This is a genomic window from Streptomyces sp. NP160, assembly GCF_006335115.1.
Taxonomy (GTDB): domain Bacteria; phylum Actinomycetota; class Actinomycetes; order Actinomycetales; family Quadrisphaeraceae; genus Quadrisphaera.
Window position 1 is genome coordinate 68024 of record NZ_VDMJ01000014.1, and the last position, 19783, is coordinate 87806.

Annotated in this window: 22 protein-coding genes; 11 read left to right on the plus strand and 11 right to left on the minus strand. The window is 75.5% G+C overall.

All coding sequences use genetic code 11. The features are described from left to right. Nucleotides 1–15: 15 nt before the first annotated feature. Together FHN55_RS08780 and FHN55_RS08785 are read left to right on the plus strand one after the other, a co-directional pair. Nucleotides 16–738, plus strand: a complete 723-nt coding sequence (locus FHN55_RS08780) for a response regulator transcription factor (protein WP_139711929.1) — start codon at nt 16–18, stop codon at nt 736–738. Between the two features lie 15 nt (nt 739–753). Next, nucleotides 754–2013: an ATP-binding protein gene (locus tag FHN55_RS08785; RefSeq protein WP_139711930.1), complete on the plus strand. Its 1260-nt coding sequence runs from the start codon at nt 754–756 to the stop codon at nt 2011–2013. A gap of 30 nt (nt 2014–2043) precedes the next feature. Here the strand turns inward: FHN55_RS08785 and FHN55_RS08790 are convergent, their stop codons facing one another. Then, nucleotides 2044–2553 carry a GtrA family protein gene (locus FHN55_RS08790; RefSeq protein ID WP_139711931.1) on the minus strand — a complete coding sequence of 170 codons (510 nt, stop codon included), beginning with the start codon at nt 2551–2553 and terminating at the stop codon, nt 2044–2046. An 84-nt stretch (nt 2554–2637) separates the two neighbouring features. On the opposite strand from FHN55_RS08790, the gene FHN55_RS08795 reads away from it, so the two are divergent. Next, entirely contained in the window at nt 2638–3888 is a 1251-nt protein-coding gene (locus FHN55_RS08795) for a 5-(carboxyamino)imidazole ribonucleotide synthase (protein WP_139711932.1), read from the plus strand. A 126-nt stretch (nt 3889–4014) separates the two neighbouring features. Then, nucleotides 4015–5466 (plus strand): amidohydrolase, encoded by a 1452-nt coding sequence (locus tag FHN55_RS08800; protein ID WP_257570818.1) that lies wholly within the window; start codon nt 4015–4017, stop codon nt 5464–5466. Between the two features lie 77 nt (nt 5467–5543). Here FHN55_RS08800 and FHN55_RS08805 read toward each other — a convergent pair whose 3' ends face one another. The 6 genes from FHN55_RS08805 to FHN55_RS08830 all read right to left on the minus strand — a co-directional run bounded on the left by FHN55_RS08805 (nt 5544) and on the right by FHN55_RS08830 (nt 8412). After that, the gene (locus FHN55_RS08805; RefSeq protein ID WP_139711933.1) at nt 5544–6134 is read right to left on the minus strand and encodes a hypothetical protein; all 591 of its coding nucleotides are present in this window, start codon (nt 6132–6134) and stop codon (nt 5544–5546) included. Beyond that, nucleotides 6134–6721, minus strand: a complete 588-nt coding sequence (locus tag FHN55_RS08810; protein WP_139711934.1) for a DUF6286 domain-containing protein — start codon at nt 6719–6721, stop codon at nt 6134–6136. Before FHN55_RS08810 ends, FHN55_RS08805 begins: the two co-directional genes overlap by 1 nt. After that, entirely contained in the window at nt 6718–7182 is a 465-nt protein-coding gene (locus tag FHN55_RS08815; RefSeq protein WP_139711935.1) for an Asp23/Gls24 family envelope stress response protein, read from the minus strand. The genes FHN55_RS08810 and FHN55_RS08815 overlap by 4 nt, the downstream gene beginning before the upstream one ends. Nucleotides 7183–7223: 41 nt before the next feature. Beyond that, nucleotides 7224–7415, minus strand: a complete 192-nt coding sequence (locus FHN55_RS08820) for a hypothetical protein (protein WP_139711936.1) — start codon at nt 7413–7415, stop codon at nt 7224–7226. Between the two features lie 123 nt (nt 7416–7538). Beyond that, entirely contained in the window at nt 7539–7943 is a 405-nt protein-coding gene (locus FHN55_RS08825) for a hypothetical protein (protein ID WP_218974481.1), read from the minus strand. A gap of 7 nt (nt 7944–7950) precedes the next feature. Further along, nucleotides 7951–8412, minus strand: a complete 462-nt coding sequence (locus FHN55_RS08830) for an Asp23/Gls24 family envelope stress response protein (RefSeq protein ID WP_139711937.1) — start codon at nt 8410–8412, stop codon at nt 7951–7953. Nucleotides 8413–8641: 229 nt separating this feature from the next. Here FHN55_RS08830 and FHN55_RS08835 point away from each other — a divergent pair, with 229 nt between their 5' ends. The 7 genes from FHN55_RS08835 (at nt 8642) to FHN55_RS08865 (ending at nt 16204) form a co-directional block, all read left to right on the plus strand. Continuing rightward, entirely contained in the window at nt 8642–9313 is a 672-nt protein-coding gene (locus FHN55_RS08835; RefSeq protein ID WP_218974482.1) for an RNA polymerase sigma factor, read from the plus strand. Continuing rightward, entirely contained in the window at nt 9310–9855 is a 546-nt protein-coding gene (locus tag FHN55_RS08840) for an Asp23/Gls24 family envelope stress response protein (protein WP_139711939.1), read from the plus strand. The genes FHN55_RS08835 and FHN55_RS08840 overlap by 4 nt, the downstream gene beginning before the upstream one ends. 22 nt (nt 9856–9877) lie before the next feature. After that, entirely contained in the window at nt 9878–10399 is a 522-nt protein-coding gene (gene purE, locus FHN55_RS08845; RefSeq protein WP_139711940.1) for a 5-(carboxyamino)imidazole ribonucleotide mutase, read from the plus strand. Between the two features lie 334 nt (nt 10400–10733). Further along, entirely contained in the window at nt 10734–11687 is a 954-nt protein-coding gene (locus FHN55_RS08850; RefSeq protein WP_218974483.1) for a ferritin-like domain-containing protein, read from the plus strand. A 72-nt stretch (nt 11688–11759) separates the two neighbouring features. Further along, complete coding sequence (locus FHN55_RS08855; protein ID WP_139711941.1) at nt 11760–12806, plus strand: cell wall-binding repeat-containing protein; 1047 nt, start codon at nt 11760–11762, stop codon at nt 12804–12806. Between the two features lie 50 nt (nt 12807–12856). After that, the gene (locus FHN55_RS08860; protein WP_139711942.1) at nt 12857–13789 is read left to right on the plus strand and encodes a ferritin-like domain-containing protein; all 933 of its coding nucleotides are present in this window, start codon (nt 12857–12859) and stop codon (nt 13787–13789) included. 225 nt (nt 13790–14014) lie between these two features. Then, on the plus strand, nt 14015–16204 hold the full coding sequence (locus FHN55_RS08865; protein ID WP_139711943.1) for a glycosyltransferase family 39 protein: 2190 nt from the start codon (nt 14015–14017) through the stop codon (nt 16202–16204). A gap of 421 nt (nt 16205–16625) precedes the next feature. On the opposite strand, the gene FHN55_RS08870 is transcribed toward FHN55_RS08865, so the two are convergent. The 4 genes from FHN55_RS08870 to FHN55_RS08885 form a co-directional block, all read right to left on the minus strand. After that, nucleotides 16626–17867 (minus strand): LCP family protein, encoded by a 1242-nt coding sequence (locus FHN55_RS08870; protein ID WP_218974484.1) that lies wholly within the window; start codon nt 17865–17867, stop codon nt 16626–16628. Nucleotides 17868–17934: 67 nt separating this feature from the next. Next, nucleotides 17935–18348 carry a CoA-binding protein gene (locus FHN55_RS08875; protein WP_139711944.1) on the minus strand — a complete coding sequence of 138 codons (414 nt, stop codon included), beginning with the start codon at nt 18346–18348 and terminating at the stop codon, nt 17935–17937. A 52-nt stretch (nt 18349–18400) separates the two neighbouring features. After that, nucleotides 18401–18925 (minus strand): DUF2304 domain-containing protein, encoded by a 525-nt coding sequence (locus tag FHN55_RS22605; protein ID WP_218974485.1) that lies wholly within the window; start codon nt 18923–18925, stop codon nt 18401–18403. A 97-nt stretch (nt 18926–19022) separates the two neighbouring features. Further along, nucleotides 19023–19694: a glycosyltransferase family 2 protein gene (locus tag FHN55_RS08885; RefSeq protein WP_257570819.1), complete on the minus strand. Its 672-nt coding sequence runs from the start codon at nt 19692–19694 to the stop codon at nt 19023–19025. Between the last annotated feature and the right edge of the window lie 89 nt (nt 19695–19783).

A 19783-nucleotide genomic window follows, 5' to 3' on the forward strand; every position in this document is an offset into this window, starting at 1 on the left:
AATACCCTGGCCGGTGTGAAGAGGGTGCTGCTCGTCGAGGACGACCCGGCCATCTCCGAGCCTCTGGCCCGCGGGCTGAAGCGCGAGGGGTACCAGGTGGACGTCCAGGGCGACGGCGCCGGGGCGCTCGCCGCGGCGAAGCGCCAGCCCGACCTCGTGGTGCTCGACCTGGGCCTGCCCGACCTGGACGGGCTGGACGTGGCGCGCCGCATGCGCGCCGACGGCGTGTCCGTGCCGATCCTCATGCTCACCGCCCGCTCGGACGAGGTCGACCTCGTCGTGGGCCTGGACGCGGGCGCCGACGACTACGTCTCCAAGCCGTTCCGGGTGGCCGAGCTGCTCGCCCGGGTGCGCGCCCTGCTGCGCCGCGGCGACGCCACGGCCCTGCAGCTGGTCGGCCGCGGGGTGCGGCTCGACCCCACGGCCCGCCGGGCGTGGAAGGTCGCCAGGCCCGGGGACGTCGACGACGCCGGCGCCCCCCTGGAGCCCGGGGTGGAGGTGCCGCTGCCGCTGTCCGCCAAGGAGTACGAGCTGCTGCGCGTGCTGCTGCGCGAGGTCGGCACGGTCGTCCCCCGCCAGGTGATCATGGAGGAGGTCTGGGGCTCGGAGTGGTTCGGCTCCACCAAGACCCTCGACATGCACGTCTCCTGGCTGCGCAAGAAGCTCGGCGACGAGGTGGGGGACCCGCAGTACATCACCACCGTGCGCGGCGTCGGCTTCCGCTTCGAGCGCGACTGACGGACGGGCCAGCGGGTGCACCGCCGCGTCCAGGCGGCCACGATGGCCGCCGTCGTCCTCGCCGTCCTCCTGCTCGGGCTGCCGCTGTGCGTGGCCGGCCTGGTGCTGCAGACCGAGCAGGCGCGCACCAGCGTGCAGGTGCGCGCCGACGCCGTCCTCGCCGCCGCCAGCAGCCGGCTCGCCGTGGGCGGCCGCGTCGACAGGGCCCTGCTGGAGGAGCACACCCAGCGCGACGGGCGCTGGCCGGCCAGCGTGGTGGTGGACCTGCCCGACGGCTCCAGCGTCGACGCCGGGCCCGACACCTCCGGCTCCAGCGTGGTCGGCAGGGCGGGCACCGCCGACGGCCTCGCGGTCACCGTCACCGCCGCCCGGGGCAGCCTGTGGGCCGCGGACGCGCAGCTGGTGGTGCTCGTGGCGGGCCTGGCCGCCGGAGCCGTCGCCGCGGGCTCCGCCGTCGGCCTGGTCCAGGGCCGCCGCCTCGTGCGGCCCCTGGAGGACCTCGCCGAGCGCGCCGAGCGCCTCGGCTCCGGCCAGGTGCCCACCACGCCGCCGCCCAGCGGGGTGGAGGAGGTCGACTCGGTAGCGCAGGCCCTGGTCCGCAGCGCGGGTCAGCTGCAGGCCCGCCTCGCCGTGGAGCGCCAGTTCGCCTCCGACGCCAGCCACCAGCTGCGCACCCCGCTCACCGCGCTGTCCATGCGGCTGGAGGAGGTGCTCGCCACCACCAGCGAGCCGGCCGTGGCCGCCGAGGCCCAGGTCGCGCTGGAGCAGGTGGAGCGCCTGTCCGGCGTCGTCGACGACCTCCTCGCCCGCGCCCGCCTGCAGGCCAGCACCCCCCGGGAGCCGCTGGTGCTGGCCACCGTGCTGGAGCAGCAGCGCGCGGAGTGGCGCCCCGCCTACGAGCGCGCCCGCCGCGACCTGGTGGTGTCCGCGCCCTCCCCGGCCGTCCGGGTGGTGGTGGGGGCCGGGCCCCTGGCGCAGGCGCTCGCGGTGCTGCTGGAGAACAGCCTCGTCCACGGCGGCGGCACGACCCGCGTGCGGGTGCGGGCGAGCAGCGAGCGGGGCGGGGACTGGGTGGTGCTCGAGGTCGACGACGACGGGCCGGGCGTCCCGCCGCAGCTCGGCGGGCGCATCTTCGAGCGGTCGGTGAGCGGCGCCTCGGGCACCGGGCTGGGGCTGCCGCTGGCGCGCGACCTCATCACCGCCGAGGGCGGCCGGCTCGAGCTGGCGCGGATGAGGCCCGCCACGTTCGCGGTGTTCCTGCGCGCCGCGCCCTGAGGTGGAGGTGGGGGTGGCGGCGCGGGGGCGTCAGGCGCTGACGGTGTCGCGGCCGGGGCGCGGCTGGTCCGCCCGGCCGGTGCCGCGCGGGCGGCGGAACACCCACAGCCGGTAGGCCACGTAGCGGAACGCCGTGCCCAGGGCGATCCCGACGAGGTTGGCGGCGTTGTCCGGCAGCGGTCCGCGCAGCCCCAGCACGTAGTGGCTGGTGGCGAGCACCGCCAGGCCGATGAGCAGGGCGGCCGCGTTCATCAGCACGAACAGCGCCAGCTCGCGCACGGCGGCGGGCCGGTTGCGGTGGCGGAAGGTCCACCACCGGTTGCCGGCCCACGCGAAGACCGTGGCCACCGACGCCGAGACGACCTTGGCGGTGAGGGGCTGGTCCGCCAGCAGCCCGCTGCCGCCGAAGCGCAGCAGGTTGAACAGGCCGACGTCGACGACGAACGCCAGCCCCCCGACCACGCCGAAGGCGCCCAGCTCGCGGCGGTGCGCGCGCCAGAGGCGGCCCAGCAGGGCGCGCGCGCCGGTCGCCGTCTCCACACCTCCACCGTAGGCGCCCTCCGGGCGCCGGGTGGGCCGAGCGGTGTGCCGGGTGCCGGCGGCGACCCCCTACCCTCGGGGGACGTGACCGCCACGCCCGCTGACACGCCCGCTGGCCGGACCAGCAGCGCCCGCGACGCCCGCGACGGCACCGCAGGGGCCACCGAGACCACCTTCCCCGTCGTCGCCGTGGTCGGCGCCGGCCAGCTCGCCCGGATGACCGTGCCGCCCGCGGTGGGCCTGGGCGCCCGGCTGCGGGTGCTGGCCACCGACGGGGGCGAGTCCGCCGCCCAGGTGGTCCCGGACGTCCAGCTCGGCAGCCCCGACGACCTCGCCGCGCTGCGGCGGCTCGCCGAGGGCGCTGCCGCGCTGACGCTCGACCACGAGCAGGTCCCCACCGAGCACCTGCGCGCGCTGGAGGCCGAGGGCGTGGCCGTGCGGCCCGGCCCCGACGCGCTGGAGCACGCGCAGGACAAGCTGCTCCTGCGCCGCCGCCTCGACGCCCTGGGCGTGGCGGGGCCGGCGTGGGCGGAGGTCCGCTCGGCGGAGGACCTGCGAGCCTTCGGCGAGCGCGCCGGCTGGCCGCTGGTGCTGAAGACGCCGCGGGGCGGGTACGACGGCAAGGGCGTCCTGGTGCTCGCCTCCCTCGACGAGGCTGCGGCGTGGCTGGAGCGGGCAGCGGGGGAGCCGCTGCTGGCCGAGGAGGCCGTGCGGTTCACCCGCGAGGTGGCGGTCATGGTGGCCCGCTCGCCCTCGGGGCAGGCCGCGGCGTGGCCCGTGGTGGAGACCGTGCAGGTGGGCGGCGTGTGCCGGGAGGTCATCGCGCCGGCGCCGGACCTCGACGACGACCTCGCCGCCGAGGCGACGGCGCTGGCGCTGCGCCTGGCCGGTGAGCTGGGCGTCACGGGCGTCATGGCCGTGGAGGGCTTCGAGGTGCCCTCCGGCTCCGAGCCGGACGGGACGGCCCCGAGGTTCCTCGTCAACGAGCTGGCCATGCGGCCGCACAACAGCGGCCACTGGACCATCGAGGGTTCGGTGACCTCGCAGTTCGAGCAGCACCTGCGGGCCGTGCTCGACCTCCCGCTGGGGTCCACGGCCCCGCGCGCCCGGTGGACGGTGATGGTCAACGCCCTCGGCGGCGACTACCCCGACCTGTTCCACTCCCACCTGCACGTCATGGCCCGGGACCCCGCGGTGAAGGTGCACCTGTACGGCAAGTCGGTGCGCCCCGGCCGCAAGATCGGGCACGTGACCGCCTGGGGCGACGACCTCGCCGCCGTCCGCGCCCGCGCGGCGCACGCCGCCGACTACATCACCGGCACGGTCGACGGCTGACCGCCGCTCGGGCCGGGACGCCCCGCGTGGTCGCCTCGTGGCCGGGGGGGGGGTGTGCGCGGCGGCGCGTGTGCCGGGGCTGCGCCGCAGGTGACCGCGGTCAGGTGCGGTGGCACAGTGCCGGGCGTGGACCAGCCCCCGCCCGGCACGAGCCCGCCCGACGGCCCGACCGACGGCCCGACCGGCGGCCCCGGCCAGGGCGTGGACCTGCGCATCGAGGGCTGCACCGCGCTGGTGCACGGCCTGGGCGGTGACGAGGGACCCGGCGGGATCGGCTTCGCCGAGGGCGTCGACCTCGAGGTCGTCGGGGGCCTCATCGCGCGCGTCGGCCCTCCCGCGGACCGCTCCGGCGCGGTGCCGGGGGAGGTGGTCGACGGGCGCGGGCTCCTCGCCGTCCCCGGGCTGGTGAACTGCCACACGCACGCGGCGATGGTGCTGTTCCGGGGGGCGGCGGAGGACGTCGACGTCCACACGTGGTTCAACGAGCGCATCTGGCCGATGGAGTCCAACCTCACCGAGCGCGACGTGGAGCTGGGTGCGCTGCTCGCGTGCGCGGAGATGCTGCTCGGCGGGACGACGACGTTCGCCGACCACTACTTCCACATGGACGCCGTGGCCCGCGCCGTCGAGGTGAGCGGTGCCCGCGCGGACCTGGGGTGGGCCGCCTTCTCCACCGACGGCGAGGCGGGGCGCGAGCGCGGGCTCGACTTCGCCCTGCGACGCCGCGGCGGCGCCGGAGGGCGGATCACCACGAGCCTCGCACCGCACGCGCCGTACACGGTGACCGAGCCCGACCTCGCGGCGTTCGCGGCGCTGGCCCGCGAGCACGAGCTGCCGGTGCACCTGCACGCCGCGGAGACCGCGGAGCAGACGCGGGCGAGCGTGGCGCGCACCGGGGCGACGCCGATGCAGGTGCTGGACCGCGCCGGGCTGCTCGACGTGCCGCTGCTCGTGGCGCACGGCACCGGGATCGTCGAGCCGGACCTGCCGCTGCTGGCGAGGGCCGCGGAGCGCGGGCTCGTGGGGGTGGCCTCCAGCCCGCGGTTCTACCTGAAGGCGGCCCACGGGACCACGCCCGTCAGGGCGCTGCGCGGTGCTGGCGTGCCCGTGGGGCTGGCCACCGACGGCGCGGCGAGCAACGGCGACCTCGACCTGTGGGCGAGCTTGGAGGTGACGTCGCTGGTGCAGAAGTCGCTCGGCGGCGAGGGCGACCCGACGTGGATGACGAGCCGGCAGGTGCTCCACCACGCGACCACCCAGAGCGCGCAGGCGCTGCACCTCGCCGACGCCGGCTCCGCCCGCGGGGCCGTGGGACGCCTCGCCCCCGGGCACCGGGCCGACGTCGCGCTGGTCGACCTGTCGGCGCCCCACCTGCAGCCGGTGCACGACCTGGCCGCGACGCTCGTGCACGCCACCCGGCCCGGCGACGTGCGGCACGTGGTGGTGGACGGTCGCGTGGTGGTGCGCGACCGGCGCCTGCTCACCGTGGACGTGCCGGCGGTGCTGGAGGAGCTGCGGCCCCGCCTGGCGGCGCTGACCCGGCGGGACGCGGGACGGGTCCAGACCTACCAACCCTGACGGCCGCCGATCCCGGGGACGGGAAGAGCCCCGGACGCNNGCGTCCGGGGCTCTTCCCGTGGTGCTGGTGGGCCTGGTCAGGCGACGCGGGTCAGGCCCTTGGAGCGGCGGGCGATGGCCACGTGCACCCGGCCGCGCACGTCCGACCTGGACAGCACGGTGGCGAGGTCCGCGGAGGCGGCGACCATCGCCTGGTCGAGCTCCACGAGGTCCACCTCGGGGTCAGCGGTGACGTCCAGCTCGGCGATCAGCTGACCGCGCTCGGAGACCATCTTCCCGCTGGCCGAGCGCACCCCGGGCACCTCGGAGATGACCTGCGCGGCCACCGCGACGGCGGCGTCCCCGTCCAGGGTGAGGGTGCCCTCGGAGGAGGAGCCGGGCAGTCGCAGCGGGTCGGCCCCGCGGTGGGGGATGTGGGCCAGCAGCCACCACAGGCCCAGCAGGCCCAGCACGACGGCGCCGGCGGCGGTGGCGTAGGCCCACCACGACTGGCCGGTCAGGTCGGTGGCGCCAGCGGTCGAGATCCTCTGGGGGACCGCCGAGCTGGGCACGCCGAGCTGAGCCAGCAGGCCCAGGGCCCACGCACCCGCGACGGCTCCGGCGGCGATGAGGACCACGCCCACGACGAAGACGGCCAGGCGGTCGAAGCCTGCGGTCTTGCGGCTCATCAGTTCGCCTCCTTGGCGTTGACGGTGACCTTCGGCGCGTCGGCCAGGGCCGACAGGGCGCGCTGGACGTCGGCCTGGACAGCGCCGCGGGTCGAGCTGTCACCGGTGGTGGTCACGTCGACCACGACCTTGCGGCGGGTGGCGGACGCGGTGGCGTCCAGGACGCCGTCCACCTGGCGGGCTGCGCCGGAGGCCAGCCGGGCCACGTCGCGCGTGGTCAGGTGGGCGCCCAGGTCGCCGCGCAGGACCAGGGCCTTGCGCCTGCGGCGCGAGAAGGCCGCGAGCAGGAGCACCAGGCCGAGGATGACGGCGATGGCGGCGGGCACGGCCAGGGCCGAGGACGGGGAGAGCCCGTTCAGGCCGGAGATGACCGAGCCGAGCCAGGTGGTGGCGTTGGCACCGCCGCCGCTGAGGCGGACCCACGCGTCCTGGCCGAGCACCACGGCCACGCCCAGGAGGAGGACGGCCAGCAGCGGGCCGAGCCAGCCGATCCTGCCGGCGCCGGTGGGCAGGGGCGCGGGGCGCAGCGCCCCGCCCTGCTGGGAGGTCTGACGGCCGCCCTGTCGGGTGGGGGTCTGGGTGCTCACTGGACCCTCCTGCTGGTGGAGGTGCGCTCGGCGCGCACGACGGCGGAGACGGTGACGGCCACGGTGTCGGTGGTGACGGCGGCGTACTCGCGCAGCCGTGCGCTGACGTGCTCGCGCACGGCGGCGGCGACGGTGGCTGCGGAGTGCGGCCAGACCAGGGCGACCTCGAGGGTGATGCGGGCGCGGTCACCGGCCACCTGGGCGGCGGCGCGGGGCAGCGTGCGTCCCACGGCGCTGGTGAGCTGGTCGCCGATCTGGCTGGTGATGCCGCTGACACCACCGGACGCCTTGGAGGCGTTCTTGTTCTGGGTGGGGGTGGCCACCCCGGGGACCTCCAGGGCGGCGGCGCGGGCGATCGCGACCACCACGCGCTCGGAGACCTGGAGGGAGCCGCGCTGGCCGGGTTCGGCCAGCCGGTCGGACAGCTGCTCGCTGTCCGTGGCGTGGGTGAGGGTGCTCATGGGGGCCTCAGCTCTGCGTGTCGGGGCTGCGGGGGCGCGGCTCAGCCGCGGCCGCGGCGGCCGAGGGCGCCGAGCACGTCGACGCGGCCCTCGACCTGCGCGCCGATGAGCCAGCCGACCACGCCCAGCACGAGGGCGGCGACCAGGCCGCCGAAGCCGCCCGCGATGCCGGCGATGGCCAGGAGCAGACCGGCGAGGGCTGCCGCCCAGGAGGTGGGGACTGCGTTGTTCATGGGGGTTCTCCTCCGAGTCGGTGGGTGTGACCGCCGGCCTGGGGAAGGGCGGTCGTGGTGAGGGGTGCGAGCGGGTCGCGGTGCCTGGGGTCGGCGGTCGCGACCCGCTCGCAGGGAGGCGGCTCAGGCGCGGGGCGCCGGCGCCGCGATGTCCTCGACGTGGACGTGGACCGGCTGCGGGGCGACAGCGGGACCGAGCGCGGCCACCGCGCGGTGCACGGCCTCGGCCGTGGCGCGGACGTCCGCGGTCGACTCCAGCACGAGGTGCACCTGGGTGCCGTCTTCGCGCAGGGCCACCCCTGCCACCCGGCGACCGGGCAGGAAGGTGGCGACCCCCCCGAGGGGGCCGCCGCTGTGCAGGGCGGCCACCCCGGGGACTGCCAGCACCGCAGCGGCGACGACGTCGACGGGCTCGAGGACCCGGCCCTCGACGACGGTGTCGTCCGTGGTGCTGAGGACCTCACCCGGCACGACGGCCCGGGCGCTCCGGTCGACGCGGCCTGGGTCCGCGGGGCTGGACGGTGTCATCGGACCGTCACTGCACCCGGGCGGGCTTGGCCGGCTCGTCGTCCTCGTCGTCCTCGGACGGGATGTGCACGTCGTTGACGTCGATGTTGACCTCGGTGACCTGCAGCCCGGTCATGCGCTCCACAGAGGCGATGACGTTGCGGCGGACGCCGGAGGCCAGGTCGGCGATGGAGACGCCGTACTCGGCGATCAGGTCGATGTCGACGGCGGCCTGCTTCTCGCCGACCTCCACCGAGATGCCCTGGGAGTGGTTGGTGGTCGCACCCGGGATGCGCTCGCGCAGGGCGCCGATGGCGCGGGAGGCGCCGCCGCCGAGGTTGTAGACGCCGTTGACCTCGCGGGCGGCGATGCCGGCGATCTTCGACACGACGGTGTCGGCGATGGTGGTCGAGCCCTGGGTGCTGCTCAGCGCGCCCGGCTTGGCCGAGCTCACGACGGCGCTGCTGGTCTTCTCGGTGGTGGTGGACATCTTCTTCGTCCTCTCCTTCGTCGGCCTCGCGGCCGTGTCGGCGGTTCTCTCCCGCGCCCGCTCCGGGTGGTGCCCGAAGTGCGCGACAACAGGTGAGAGTCAGGGGGTGCCGGATCGTCACGGTCCCTCTTGTGTGACCTGGATCACAGATCGCGACGACCTCGGAGAGAGCGTGCACCAGCCGTTCGGATCGCGCACGACGAGTTCCGGTTGCCGCCCCCGGACGGCGGTGATCTGCTCCCAGCACCCGGCTCGGACGTCGAGCCACGACCCGCAGGAGCTCGCCATCACCGCCGACGACGACCGCCCGCCCGCGGGCAGCGACGCCACGGAGGGGCACGGGCCGTCACCTGTCGACGACGACGTGCTCGCCCGCCGCGCCCGGGTCGGAGACCGCGACGCCTTCGCCGAGCTGGTCGACCGGCACGGCCCGGCGCTGCACCGCTACGCCTCGCGCATGCTCGACGACCCCAGCGAGACCGCCGACTGCCTGCAGGACGCCTTCGCCGACGCCTGGCGCGGCCTTCCCGGGTGGGAGGGGCGGGCGGCCATCCGGACGTGGCTGTTCACCCTGGTGACCAACGCCGTGCGACGGCACCAGAGCCGCCACCTGCGCAAGACCCCGAAGCCGGTGGACGACGAGCAGCTGCGGACCCGCGTGGGCGCGAGCCCGGCTGGGGACCCCGCCCGGATCGTGGAGATGGAGGACTTCGTGCGCGCCCTGGACGCAGCTCTCGGCAGACTCCCGGAGGGGCAGCGGTCGACGTGGCTGCTCAGGGAGGTGGAGGGGCTGTCCTACGCGGAGATCGCGGAGGTCAGCGCCACCACGCCGGACGTCGTGCGCGGACGCCTCTCCAGGGCGCGCGCCACCCTCGAGGTCGCGATGGAGGACTGGCGATGACGGGCGAGGAGCTCCCCACCGGCGGTGGGCCCGTTGGTGCGGGCCGCGCGGCCGACGCGTCACCCGAGGGGTCCGCGCTCGGCTCTGCGCTCGGCGCCGAGCGCCTGGCCGCCGCGACCGCCGCCATGCGCCAGCACACCGACCACGGCTGGGAGCAGGTGCGCGGCGAGGTCGTCGCCGCCGCGATGAGGGCCTTCCGCCCCTCCACCCCCGTCCGCGCCGTCCACGGCGCCGGCAGCTTCACCGTGGCCTCCGAGCGCGTGGTGGCGCAGGTGCGGCGGGCGCTGGACCCGCTGCCCGACGCCTCGGCGGACGCCGTCCGCCTGGCCACGGGGGAGGACGACAGGCTGGAGCGGGTGACCGTCTCCGTGGTCGCCGCCTACGGCTCTCCGCTCCTCGGTGTGGCCGACGAGGTGCGCCGGCGCACCGCTGCGGCGCTGGAGGCGCTGCTCGGGGTCGAGGCGCTCGGCTCCGCCGCGGAGGCCGTGGTCGAGGTGGACGTCCACATCGGAGGCGTCGAGGTGGACCCGCGCCGCCTCTGAGCGGGGTGGGAGGGTGTCGCCCGTGAGCACGTCAGAGGAGCCGCTGGTCGGCGTCGTCATGGGTTCCGACTCCGACTGGCCGGTGATGAGCGCCGCCACGGAGGCGCTCGCCGAGTTCGGGGTGCCGCACGAGGTGGACGTCGTCTCGGCGCACCGCATGCCGGCCGAGATGATCGCCTACGGGCAGGAGGCCGCCGGCCGCGGCCTGCGCGTGCTCGTCGCCGGTGCCGGAGGGGCGGCCCACCTGCCGGGGATGCTCGCCGCCGTCACGCCCCTGCCCGTCATCGGGGTGCCCGTGCCGCTGGCGCACCTCGACGGCATGGACTCGCTGCTGTCCATCGTCCAGATGCCGGCCGGCGTCCCCGTGGCGACGGTCAGCATCGGCGGTGCCCGCAACGCGGGGCTGCTCGCCGTCCGCGTCCTCGCCGCCGGGGACGGTGAGCTCGCTGAGCGCCTGCGCACTGCGATGGCCGCCTTCCAGGGCGACCTCCGCGACGTCGCCCACGCCAAGGGCGCCCGGCTGCGGGAGCTCCGCACTTCCTGACCGGCATCACTCTCGGTGATGACGACGTAGGCCGGAGTGGAGACAGGGAGAGGGCAATCTCCCGTCCCTCCAGCGACGAACTCCACTTCTGGGTCACGGAAGCGCAGGTCATGGGCGCTTTCGGCAACGGTCGTCCGAACCGGTCGTGAACAACTCTCTCACGGCCGACACGCCGCGCAGCGTCCCCAGATCTGATCCACCGGCCACCTAGCGTCACTGACGTCCCCGCTGGGGGGAGGGGTGCCGCAGAGCAGTCGCGGCGCCGGACAGCCACCGGGTCAGGGTCGACGGCGGACGCCGCTGCCTGCTGCCCGGACAGCAGGAAGAGGGCGCCGTGTTCGGGAAGCCGCTCGTCGTCGACATGATCAGCCGCAGCGCTGAGAACAGCACGGACCGCAGGAACTTCCTCCGCGCCGCGGGCCTCGCCGGCCTCGGCACGGTGGGTGCCGTGACCGCCGTGACGGTCGGGGCGCAGGACGCCCACGCCGCCGACGCGCCCATCTCGGACGGCGCGATCCTCAACTTCGCGCTCAACCTCGAGTACCTCGAGGCGGAGTACTACCTGCGCGCCACCACCGGCCAGGGGCTGCCGGACAACCTCACCACCGGCACGAAGGCGCTCGGCGGTGTCACCGGCGGCGCGCAGGTGCCGTTCAAGGCCGGCAGCACCGTGGCGAAGTACGCCAAGGAGATCGCCGCCGACGAGCTGGCGCACGTGAAGTTCCTGCGCGGAGCGCTCGGGTCGGCTGCCGTGGCGCGCCCGAAGATCAACTTCACCGACGCCTTCAACGCCGCCGCCACCGCCGCCGGCGTCATCAAGGCGGGCGAGAGCTTCGACCCGTTCAAGGACGAGGTGAGCTTCCTGCTGGGCGCCTTCATCTTCGAGGACCTCGGCGTCACCGCCTACAAGGGCGGCGCCCCCCTCATCTCCAACAAGGACTACCTCAGCGCGGCCGCCGGCATCCTCTCCGTCGAGGCCTACCACGCGGGCCTGGTCCGCCGGTCGCTCTACAAGCTCGGCGTGGACGTCGCGGTGATCACCACCAAGATCTCCGACGCCCGCGACTCCCTCGACGGCACCAGCGACCTCGACCAGGGCGTGCTCGCCGGGAACCCGAAGGCGTACCGCGCCAACCTCGTGCCGGCCGACAAGGACGCGATCGCGTACAGCCGCTCCCCGCAGCAGGTCCACAACATCGCCTACCTGAACCCCGCGTCCGGCGTCACCAAGGGCGGGTTCTTCCCCGACGGCACCAACAACGACGACGCGCGCCTGACCACCACCTGAGCAGCGCAGCTCCCGGCGCCAGCACCCGTCGTCAGCCCACCAGACCAGCAGACCCCGCTCAGGAGGCACCTCGTGACCAGCCCCACCCCGTCGACCTCGTCGACGCAGCGCCGGCGCACCCGCGCCGCCGCCGTCACCCTGCTCGCCGCCCTCGCCGTGGCCGGTCTCGGCGCGTCCGCCGCGTCCGCCGCGACCGGCGTGAAGTTCGACCAGCGCACCGGCGGCGCCACCCGCGTCGAGACCGCCGTCGAGTCCTCGAAGGCGCTGTACCCCAACGGCGGCAGCGACGACGTCGTCCTCGTCAACCTGTCCCGCACGGTCGACGGCCTCTCGGCGTCCTACCTCGCCGGCCTGAAGAGCGCGCCGATCCTCTACACCGACACGGACGCCGCTCCCCAGGCCACCCGTGACGAGATCAAGCGCCTCGGCGCCAAGCGCGTCTGGCTGGTGGGTGGCGAGGCCGTCATCTCCAAGAGCCAGGAGATGGCCATCGCCGGCGACTACACGGTCAAGCGCTTCGGCGGCGACGACCGCTACGCCACCGCCGCCGCCGTGGCGACCGCCGGGGAGTACGCCCCCGAGCGCGTCTACATCACCTCCGGCACCTCCCTGGCCGACGCCGTGACGGTCGGGCCGCAGGCGTGGGCCAACGGCACGCCGATCCTGCTGACCGAGGCCGGTCGCGTGCCGGACGCCACCAAGGGCGCCCTCGACGAGCTCGGCGTGAGCTACCGCACCGTGCTCGGCGGGAAGGCCGTCGTCTCCGACGACACCTACAAGGCCCTCGGCGCCAACAGCCGCCTCGCCGGTGACGACCGCCAGGGCACCGCCGTGGCCGTGGCCGAGGACTCGGTGGCCACCGCGAACTTCACCTACGCCGGTGCGGCGCTGGTGGGCGGGGCCAACCTCAACGCCGTCGACGCGCTGTCCGCCTCGGCGCTGGCCGGCTACTACGGCATCCCGATCCTCTACACCTGGACGCCCGACGACATCGGCGCTCCCACGGCGAACTACCTCAAGAAGCACGCCGTGGACTTCACCGGTCCGGGCTTCATCTTCGGTGGCAAGAGCGCCGTGTCCGACAAGGCGGCCCAGCAGGCGACCGACGCCGCGCAGTGACGCGCCGCGTCCTCGCAGACCCCCTGACACGCTGACGAGACGGAGACACCATGTTCGGCAAGGCACTGGTCAACGACATGATCACCAGGAGCAGCGAGACGGCGCACGACCGCCGCTCCATGCTCCGCGGCGCGGGCCTGCTCGGCCTGGGCGCGCTGGGCGCGACCGCCCTGGGCGCCGCCGGCGCCTCCGCGGCCAACGCCGCTGACGGCCCCAGCGACGCGACGGTGCTCAACTTCGCGCTCAACCTGGAGTACCTGGAGGCGGAGTTCTACTCCTACGCCGCCTTCGGCCACGGGCTCACCCAGTCCATGGCGGACGGCAACGGGAAGATGGGCGGCGTCACCGGCGGCCGCAAGGTGCTGTTCAAGGACCGCGCCGTCCGCCAGTACGCCGAGGAGATCGCCAAGGACGAGCTCGCGCACGTCGCGTTCCTGCGCACCGCCCTCGGCGGCGCCAAGGTCTCGCGCCCCGCGATCGACCTGAAGGCCTCCTTCACGGCCGCGGCCGTGGCCGCCGGCGTCATCAAGCAGGGCGAGACCTTCGACCCCTTCGCGAACGACGTCAACTTCCTGCTCGGCGCCTTCATCTTCGAGGACGTCGGCGTCACCGCCTACAAGGGCGCGGCCCCGCTCATCAGCAACAAGACCTACCTCGAGGCGGCGGCCGGCATCCTCGCGGTGGAGGCCTACCACGCGGGCATCGTGCGGTCGGCGCTGTTCGAGCTGGGCGCGGACGTGCAGGGGATCGCGCAGAAGATCTCCGACGTGCGCGACGCCGTGGACGGCTCCACCGACCTCGACCAGGGCCTCACCCCCGACGGCGGCGCCAGCGCCAACATCGTGCCGGCCGACGGCGACGCCATCGCCTACGGCCGCACGCCGCAGCAGGTGCTCAACATCGTCTACCTCAACGGGGCGGCCGGGGTCTCCGGCGGCGGCTTCTACCCGCAGGGGCTCAACGGCGACCTGCGCACCACCTGATCTGCAGGAGCGCTCCACGAGGGGCCCCGCCGGCGCACCAGCCGGCGGGGCCCCTCGTCGTCGTCCTGTCGGCTCCCGGAGGACGACGACGACGCGCAGCGCGCTCCCAGCCCGCCCCGACTGCGCCCCCAGCCTCCGGGCGGACGCTCCCACCAGACCTCGCGCCGCGGCGCGCCGCTGCACGGCGAGCGGCTCCGGCGCCGTCGGGACCGGGAGCGCTGACCGATGACCTCCACCTGCTCCGCCTCGAGCGCCGCACCGCGCGCCGAGGCGCCCGCGTCCTCCACCGCGGTGGCGCGCTGGTGGCGCGGCCGCGAGCAGGACCCGGCGTGGGCGCGCCCCGCGCTGCTCGGGCTGCTCGTGGGAACGGCCCTGCTCTACCTGTGGGACCTCAGCGGGTCCGGCTGGGGCAACGCCTTCTACGCCGCCGCGGCGCAGGCCGGGTCGCGCAGCTGGGAGGCGTTCTTCTTCGGCTCCTCCGACGCCGGGAACTCCATCACCGTCGACAAGCCGCCCGCCTCGCTGTGGGTGATGGGGCTGTCCGTGCGGCTGTTCGGACTGTCCAGCTGGTCGGTCCTCGTGCCGCAGGCGCTCATGGGCGTCGCCTCGGTGTGGCTGCTGCACGGCTCCGTGCGGCGGGTGGCCGGTGTGCCGGCCGGGCTGCTGGCGGGCCTCGCGCTGGCGGTGACCCCGGTGGCGGCGCTCATGTTCCGCTACGACAACCCCGACGCGCTGCTCGTGCTGCTCATGACGGGGGCCGCCGTCGCCGTCCTGAGGGCCGTGGAGGCGACACGGACCTCGGCGCAGACGCGCTGGCTGCTGCTCGCCGGGGTGCTCGTCGGGCTGGGGTTCCTCACCAAGCAGCTGCAGGTGCTGCTCGTGGTGCCCGCCTTCGGGGCGGCCTACCTGCTGGCCGGCCGGCCGCCGGTGGGGCGCCGGGTGGGGCAGCTGCTGGCCGCGGGGCTGGCCGCGCTGGTCTCCGCGGGGTGGTGGGTGGCCGTGGTGGAGCTGGTTCCGGCAGGCTCGCGACCGTACGTCGGCGGGTCGCAGGACGACAGCTTCCTAGGGCTCACCTTCGGCTACAACGGCTTCGGCCGGCTCACCGGGCAGGAGACCGGGTCCGTCGGCACCACAGTCGGCCCCACCGGGTTCGGGCACTGGGGCGAGACGGGCGCGCTGCGGCTGCTGGGCACGGCATTCGGCGGGCAGGTGGCGTGGCTGGTGCCCGCCGCGCTGGTGCTCGGCGCGACGGCGCTGTGGGTGCTGCGGCGGGCGCCGCGGACGTCGCCGCTGCGCGCGGCGCTGGGGCTGTGGGGCACGTGGCTGGTCACCACGTGGCTGGTGTTCAGCTGGATGTCCGGGATCTTCCACCCCTACTACACGGTGGCGCTGGCCCCGGCGGTCGCCGCGGTGGTGGCTCTCGGTGCAGCCGTGGTGTGGCGGGTCCGCGGCACGTGGCTGGGCGCCGCGGCGCTGGCGCTCGCCACCGCGCTCACCGCGGCGTGGGCGTTCGTGCTGCTCACCCGCAGCCCGGAGTACTACCCGGCCCTGAAGTGGCTGGTGCTCGTGGTGGGCCTGGCCGCCGCTCCCGGGTTCGTGGTGCTGCGGGCGCTGCCCGAGCTGCCGCGGCTGGCCCGCACGGCGGTGCTGTCCGTGGTGGGTGCCGCCGTGGTCGCCTCCCTGGCCGCGCCGACCGCCTACGCCGTCGACACCGCCGGCCAGGCGCACACGGGGTCGCTGCCGAGCGCGGGGCCGACGGCGTCCGGGGGGCTGGGCTCGGGGGTGGCTCGCGCCGGCGGGTCCCGGCACGCGAGTCAGCCCGGTCGCACCGGTCACGGTGGCTGGGGCGGCGGGGCCGGCCAGGTGCCGTTCGGGCAGGCGCCACCGTGGGGCCAGGCGGCGCCCTTCGGCCAGGCCCTGCCCCGGCTGGGTGGCACCGGCGGCCTCGGCGGCACCGGCGGCCTCGGCGGCCCCGGCGGCGGGGGTGGCGGCCTGCTCAGCGCCACCCGGCCCAGCGCGGAGCTGGTCAGGGTGCTCGAGCGGGACGCGAGCCGCTACCGCTGGGTGGCTGCGACCGTCGGCTCGCAGAACGCGGCCGGCTACCAGCTGGCCACGCAGGACCCGGTGATGCCCGTCGGCGGCTTCAACGGCACGGACCCCTCACCCACGCTCGCGCAGTTCCAGCGGTACGTCGCCGACGGTGACGTCCACTACTTCATCCCCAGCGCCACCGCGGGCGGCTTCACCGGCGGTGGGGGCACCGCCGAGCGCGACTCCACGCAGATCCGCACGTGGGTGGAGGCGCACTTCACGTCCGAGGTGGTCGGTGGTGCCACCGTCTACGACCTCACCGCGCCCGCTCCGCCGGTCTCCTCCAGCAGCGCCAGCACCGACCTGGGCTCCGCGACCACCTGACGCGCAGCCCCGCAGACCCCGGCGGGTCGCGGCCCCACCCCCCCCTTGGAGCCGCGACCCGCCGGTCCTCCCGCCGCCGCGCGCTCCGGCGCCCCTGCCTGACTGGCACGGGGTGGCCCTGTGCCAGTCCAACGAGCACGGGGCCACCCCGTGCCACCGACTGACTGGTGCGGAACACCTCGGTCCTCGCCGGTCGGCCTCGCGACGACGACGGGCGCTCGGCCCGGCCGCGCTGCAGCCGACGCCGGGCTGCTGACCCCGGCGATCGGCCGTCGGCGAGCCCGGGCCGGGCGCTGCCCGTCGTCGTCCTGAGCTAGTGCGACCTGAGGTGGGTGCGTCTGCACCAGTCCCGGACTGGCACGGGGTGGCCCTGTGCCAGTCCTACGGGCACAGGGCCACCCCGTGCCAGCGAGGAGGGCGGTCAGGAGCTGGCGCTGGTGGCGGAGCCGGTGGCCTCGGAGGCGGCGATCGCCCGGATCGACTCGGTGTCGTCGTCCTTGATGGCCTGGAAGACCTGGGCGGCCTTCTCGTCGTCCCAGTCGACCACCAGGCCGGCCTTGGTGCGCCGGCTGGCGCTGGCGACGGGCACGTTCAGCGAGACCGCCTGCCCGCCGGCCACGGCGCGCACGCCCATGACGAAGCCGTACAGGTCCACCGGCCCGAAGCCGTCGTCGACGGACAGCGCCGAGCCGCCGGCCGAGGCCAGCGGGAACGACCGCAGCGGGTTGAGCAGCACGGCGGGGGAGGCGGCCTCGTGGGCCACGGCGCCGATGATGGCGCGCTGGCGCTGGGCGCGGCCGAGGTCGCCGTTGGCGTCGAAGTCGCGGGTGCGGGCGTAGCCCAGGGCCGTCGCGCCGTCCATCGTCTGGCAGCCGGCCTGGATGTCGAGGCCCGCCTTGGGGTCCTTGATGGCCTTCTCCGGGCACATCTCGACACCACCGACGGCGTCGACGAGGTTCGCGAAGCCACCGAGCCCCGTCTCCACGTACCCGTCGACGTGGATGCCGGTCGCTCCCTCCACCGTCTCCACCAGCAGCGACGGCCCGCCGATCGCGTACGCGGCGTTGATCTTGTTGGAGCCGTGCCCGGGGATCTCCACGTAGCTGTCGCGCGGGAGGCTCAGCAGCACGGTCGGCCCACCGCCGGAGGGCCGGTGCAGCAGCATGATCGTGTCGGTGCGCTTGCCCTCGACGTCGGTGCCGGTGGACAGCTCCACCATCTGGTCGCGCGTGAGGCCCTCGCGGCTGTCGGAGCCGACCAGGAGGATCGTCTGCCCCGGCGTCGCCGCGACCGAGGAGTCCGGCAGTGCACCGACGCGCGTGACGGACGTGTAGGCCACGGCGCCCAGCGCCAGCGGGTAGCCCACCAGCGCCAGGAGGAGCAGGACGACGACGGTCCGCGCGGGCCGCCGCCTGCGGCGCACGCCCGGACCCTGCAGCGGGGGAGGTGCCGGCTGGCGGCGCTGGGGCTGGCCGCCGCGACCCGAGCCGCCCCGGCCGCCCGTCCCGCCGCCGTCCTCGCGGTAGGCGCGCTCGCCGCGGGACTGCTGGGCCCGGCCCGGCCGCTGGGCGGAGGAGCCGGAGCGCTGCTGCGGCGCGCCGCGGCGCAGCCCCGGCGACGAGCGGTACGTCGTCGCGGGTCCCCAGCGCGGTTCCTCAGCCACCTGCCGAGGGTAGGTCGCCGGAGGCCCGCTCGGGCTGAGAACGCGCTGAGGGTCCAGCGCCAGCGGGTCACCGAGGCAGGTGAGCCACCTCGATGAGCGGGCAGGTGTCCATCACGACGTCGAGCCCGGCGGCGGCGGCGCGGGCCGCCGCCGCCTCGTCCACCACGCCCAGCTGCAGCCAGACGGCCCCGGCGCCCGCGGCGATGGCGTCGTCGACCACCGCGCCGGCGCGGCGGCTGTTGACGAAGACGTCCACCACGTCCACGCGCCCCGGCACCTCGGCCAGGGTGCGGTAGCCCCTGGCGCCGTGGACCTCCTCCGCGCGCGGGTGCACCGGCACGATCGGGTGGCCCATCTGCTGCAGCCCGGCGGCCACCCGGTGGGCGGCGCGAGCGGTGTTCTGCGACAGGCCCACCACGGCCCAGCGGCCGGGGGCGGTCAGGAGCCGGGCGATGACCTCGGGGTCGTTGCGGTGGGCCACGCGAGGACGGTAACCAGCCCGGCGCGGTGCCGCCGGGCGCCGGTGGAGCGCGTCAGCCGGCGGAGACGGAGCGCGGCGCGGGCACGGCCCGCAGCGCGGGGGCGGTCGGCGCGACGGGTGCGGCCGGCGCGGCGGCAGCCGGCGGGGACGCCAGCTGCGCGGCCGCCGTCGTCGTCGCCCGAGCGGCCAGGGCGGCGGCCTGCGCGGCAGCGGCGTGCTCGTCCGCCAGCTGGGCGGCTGCGCGTGCGGCGGCCTCGTCGAGGGCCAGGCGGCGGCTGAGCACGGTGACCTGGCGCTGCAGGTCCCGGGTGCGCAGGTGGGAGGAGACCATGAAGCCGAGGAAGGCGATGATCGTGGCGTAGAGCAGCAGGTCGGTGCCGCGGCCGACGCCCAGCACCGAAGCCGCGGACTGCCAGGTCTGCGGGAACAGCAGCGACGCGATCGCCAGCCCGACGAAGCCGACCACGGCCACCCGGCGCAGCGCCTGGTGGCGGGCGGTGGCGTGCCCGCGGACGAACAGCAGCGCCACCACGCCGATGCCCGCCATCAGCAGAGCCTTGATCAGCACGCTCTCCACCTCGCCATCGTGCACGTCGTCGACCACCCAGCGTGGCGGTTCACAACACTCAGAGCAACGGTGACACCCGGGCGGGCGACTCCGGCCGCCGCCGACGTCACTTGAAGATGAGCTCGGTGACGATGTTCACCGAGTTGAGCACCGACTGGCCCTTCTTCACGGAGTAGTCGGTGTAGAGGATCTCCACGGGGTGCTCCACCCAGCGCCAGCCGCCCCGGCCGATCTGCTCGACGATCTCGCTGGCGTGCGCCATCCGGTTCTGGGTGATGTCGAGCGAGGCGGCCACCGCGCGCGTCATGGCGCGCAGGCCGTTGTGGGCGTCCGTCATCCGCACGCCCGTGGTGGCGTTGGAGTAGATGATCCCGGCGCGCAGCACGGCCTTCTTCAGCGCGCCGACGCGCGTGCGCTCGTCGAGGAAGCGGCTGCCGATCACCACGTCGGCCTCGCCGGCGCGCAGCCGCTCCACCATGGCGAGGGCGTCGGCCACCTGGTGCTGGCCGTCGGCGTCGAAGGTCACCACGAACCGGCAGCCCGGGTCGGCCAGCGCCCAGTCCACGCCCGTCTGCAGCGCCGCGCCCTGCCCGAGGTTGACGGGGTGGCGCACCACGCGGGCGCCGGTGCGCTCGGCGACCTCGCCCGAGCCGTCGCGGCTGGCGTCGTCCACGCAGACGACGTGCGCGAAGCTGCGGCGCAGCCCCGTGACCACGTCACCGACGACGGCGGCCTCGTTGTAGAGCGGCACGACCACCCAGGCGTCCTCCACCAGCACGACGACGACGGTACGGGCGCGCGGGGCTGCTCCGCTGGCGTTCGCCGCGGCTGGTGGACAGGTCGCCACCCTGCTGACGGGCCGCGTGA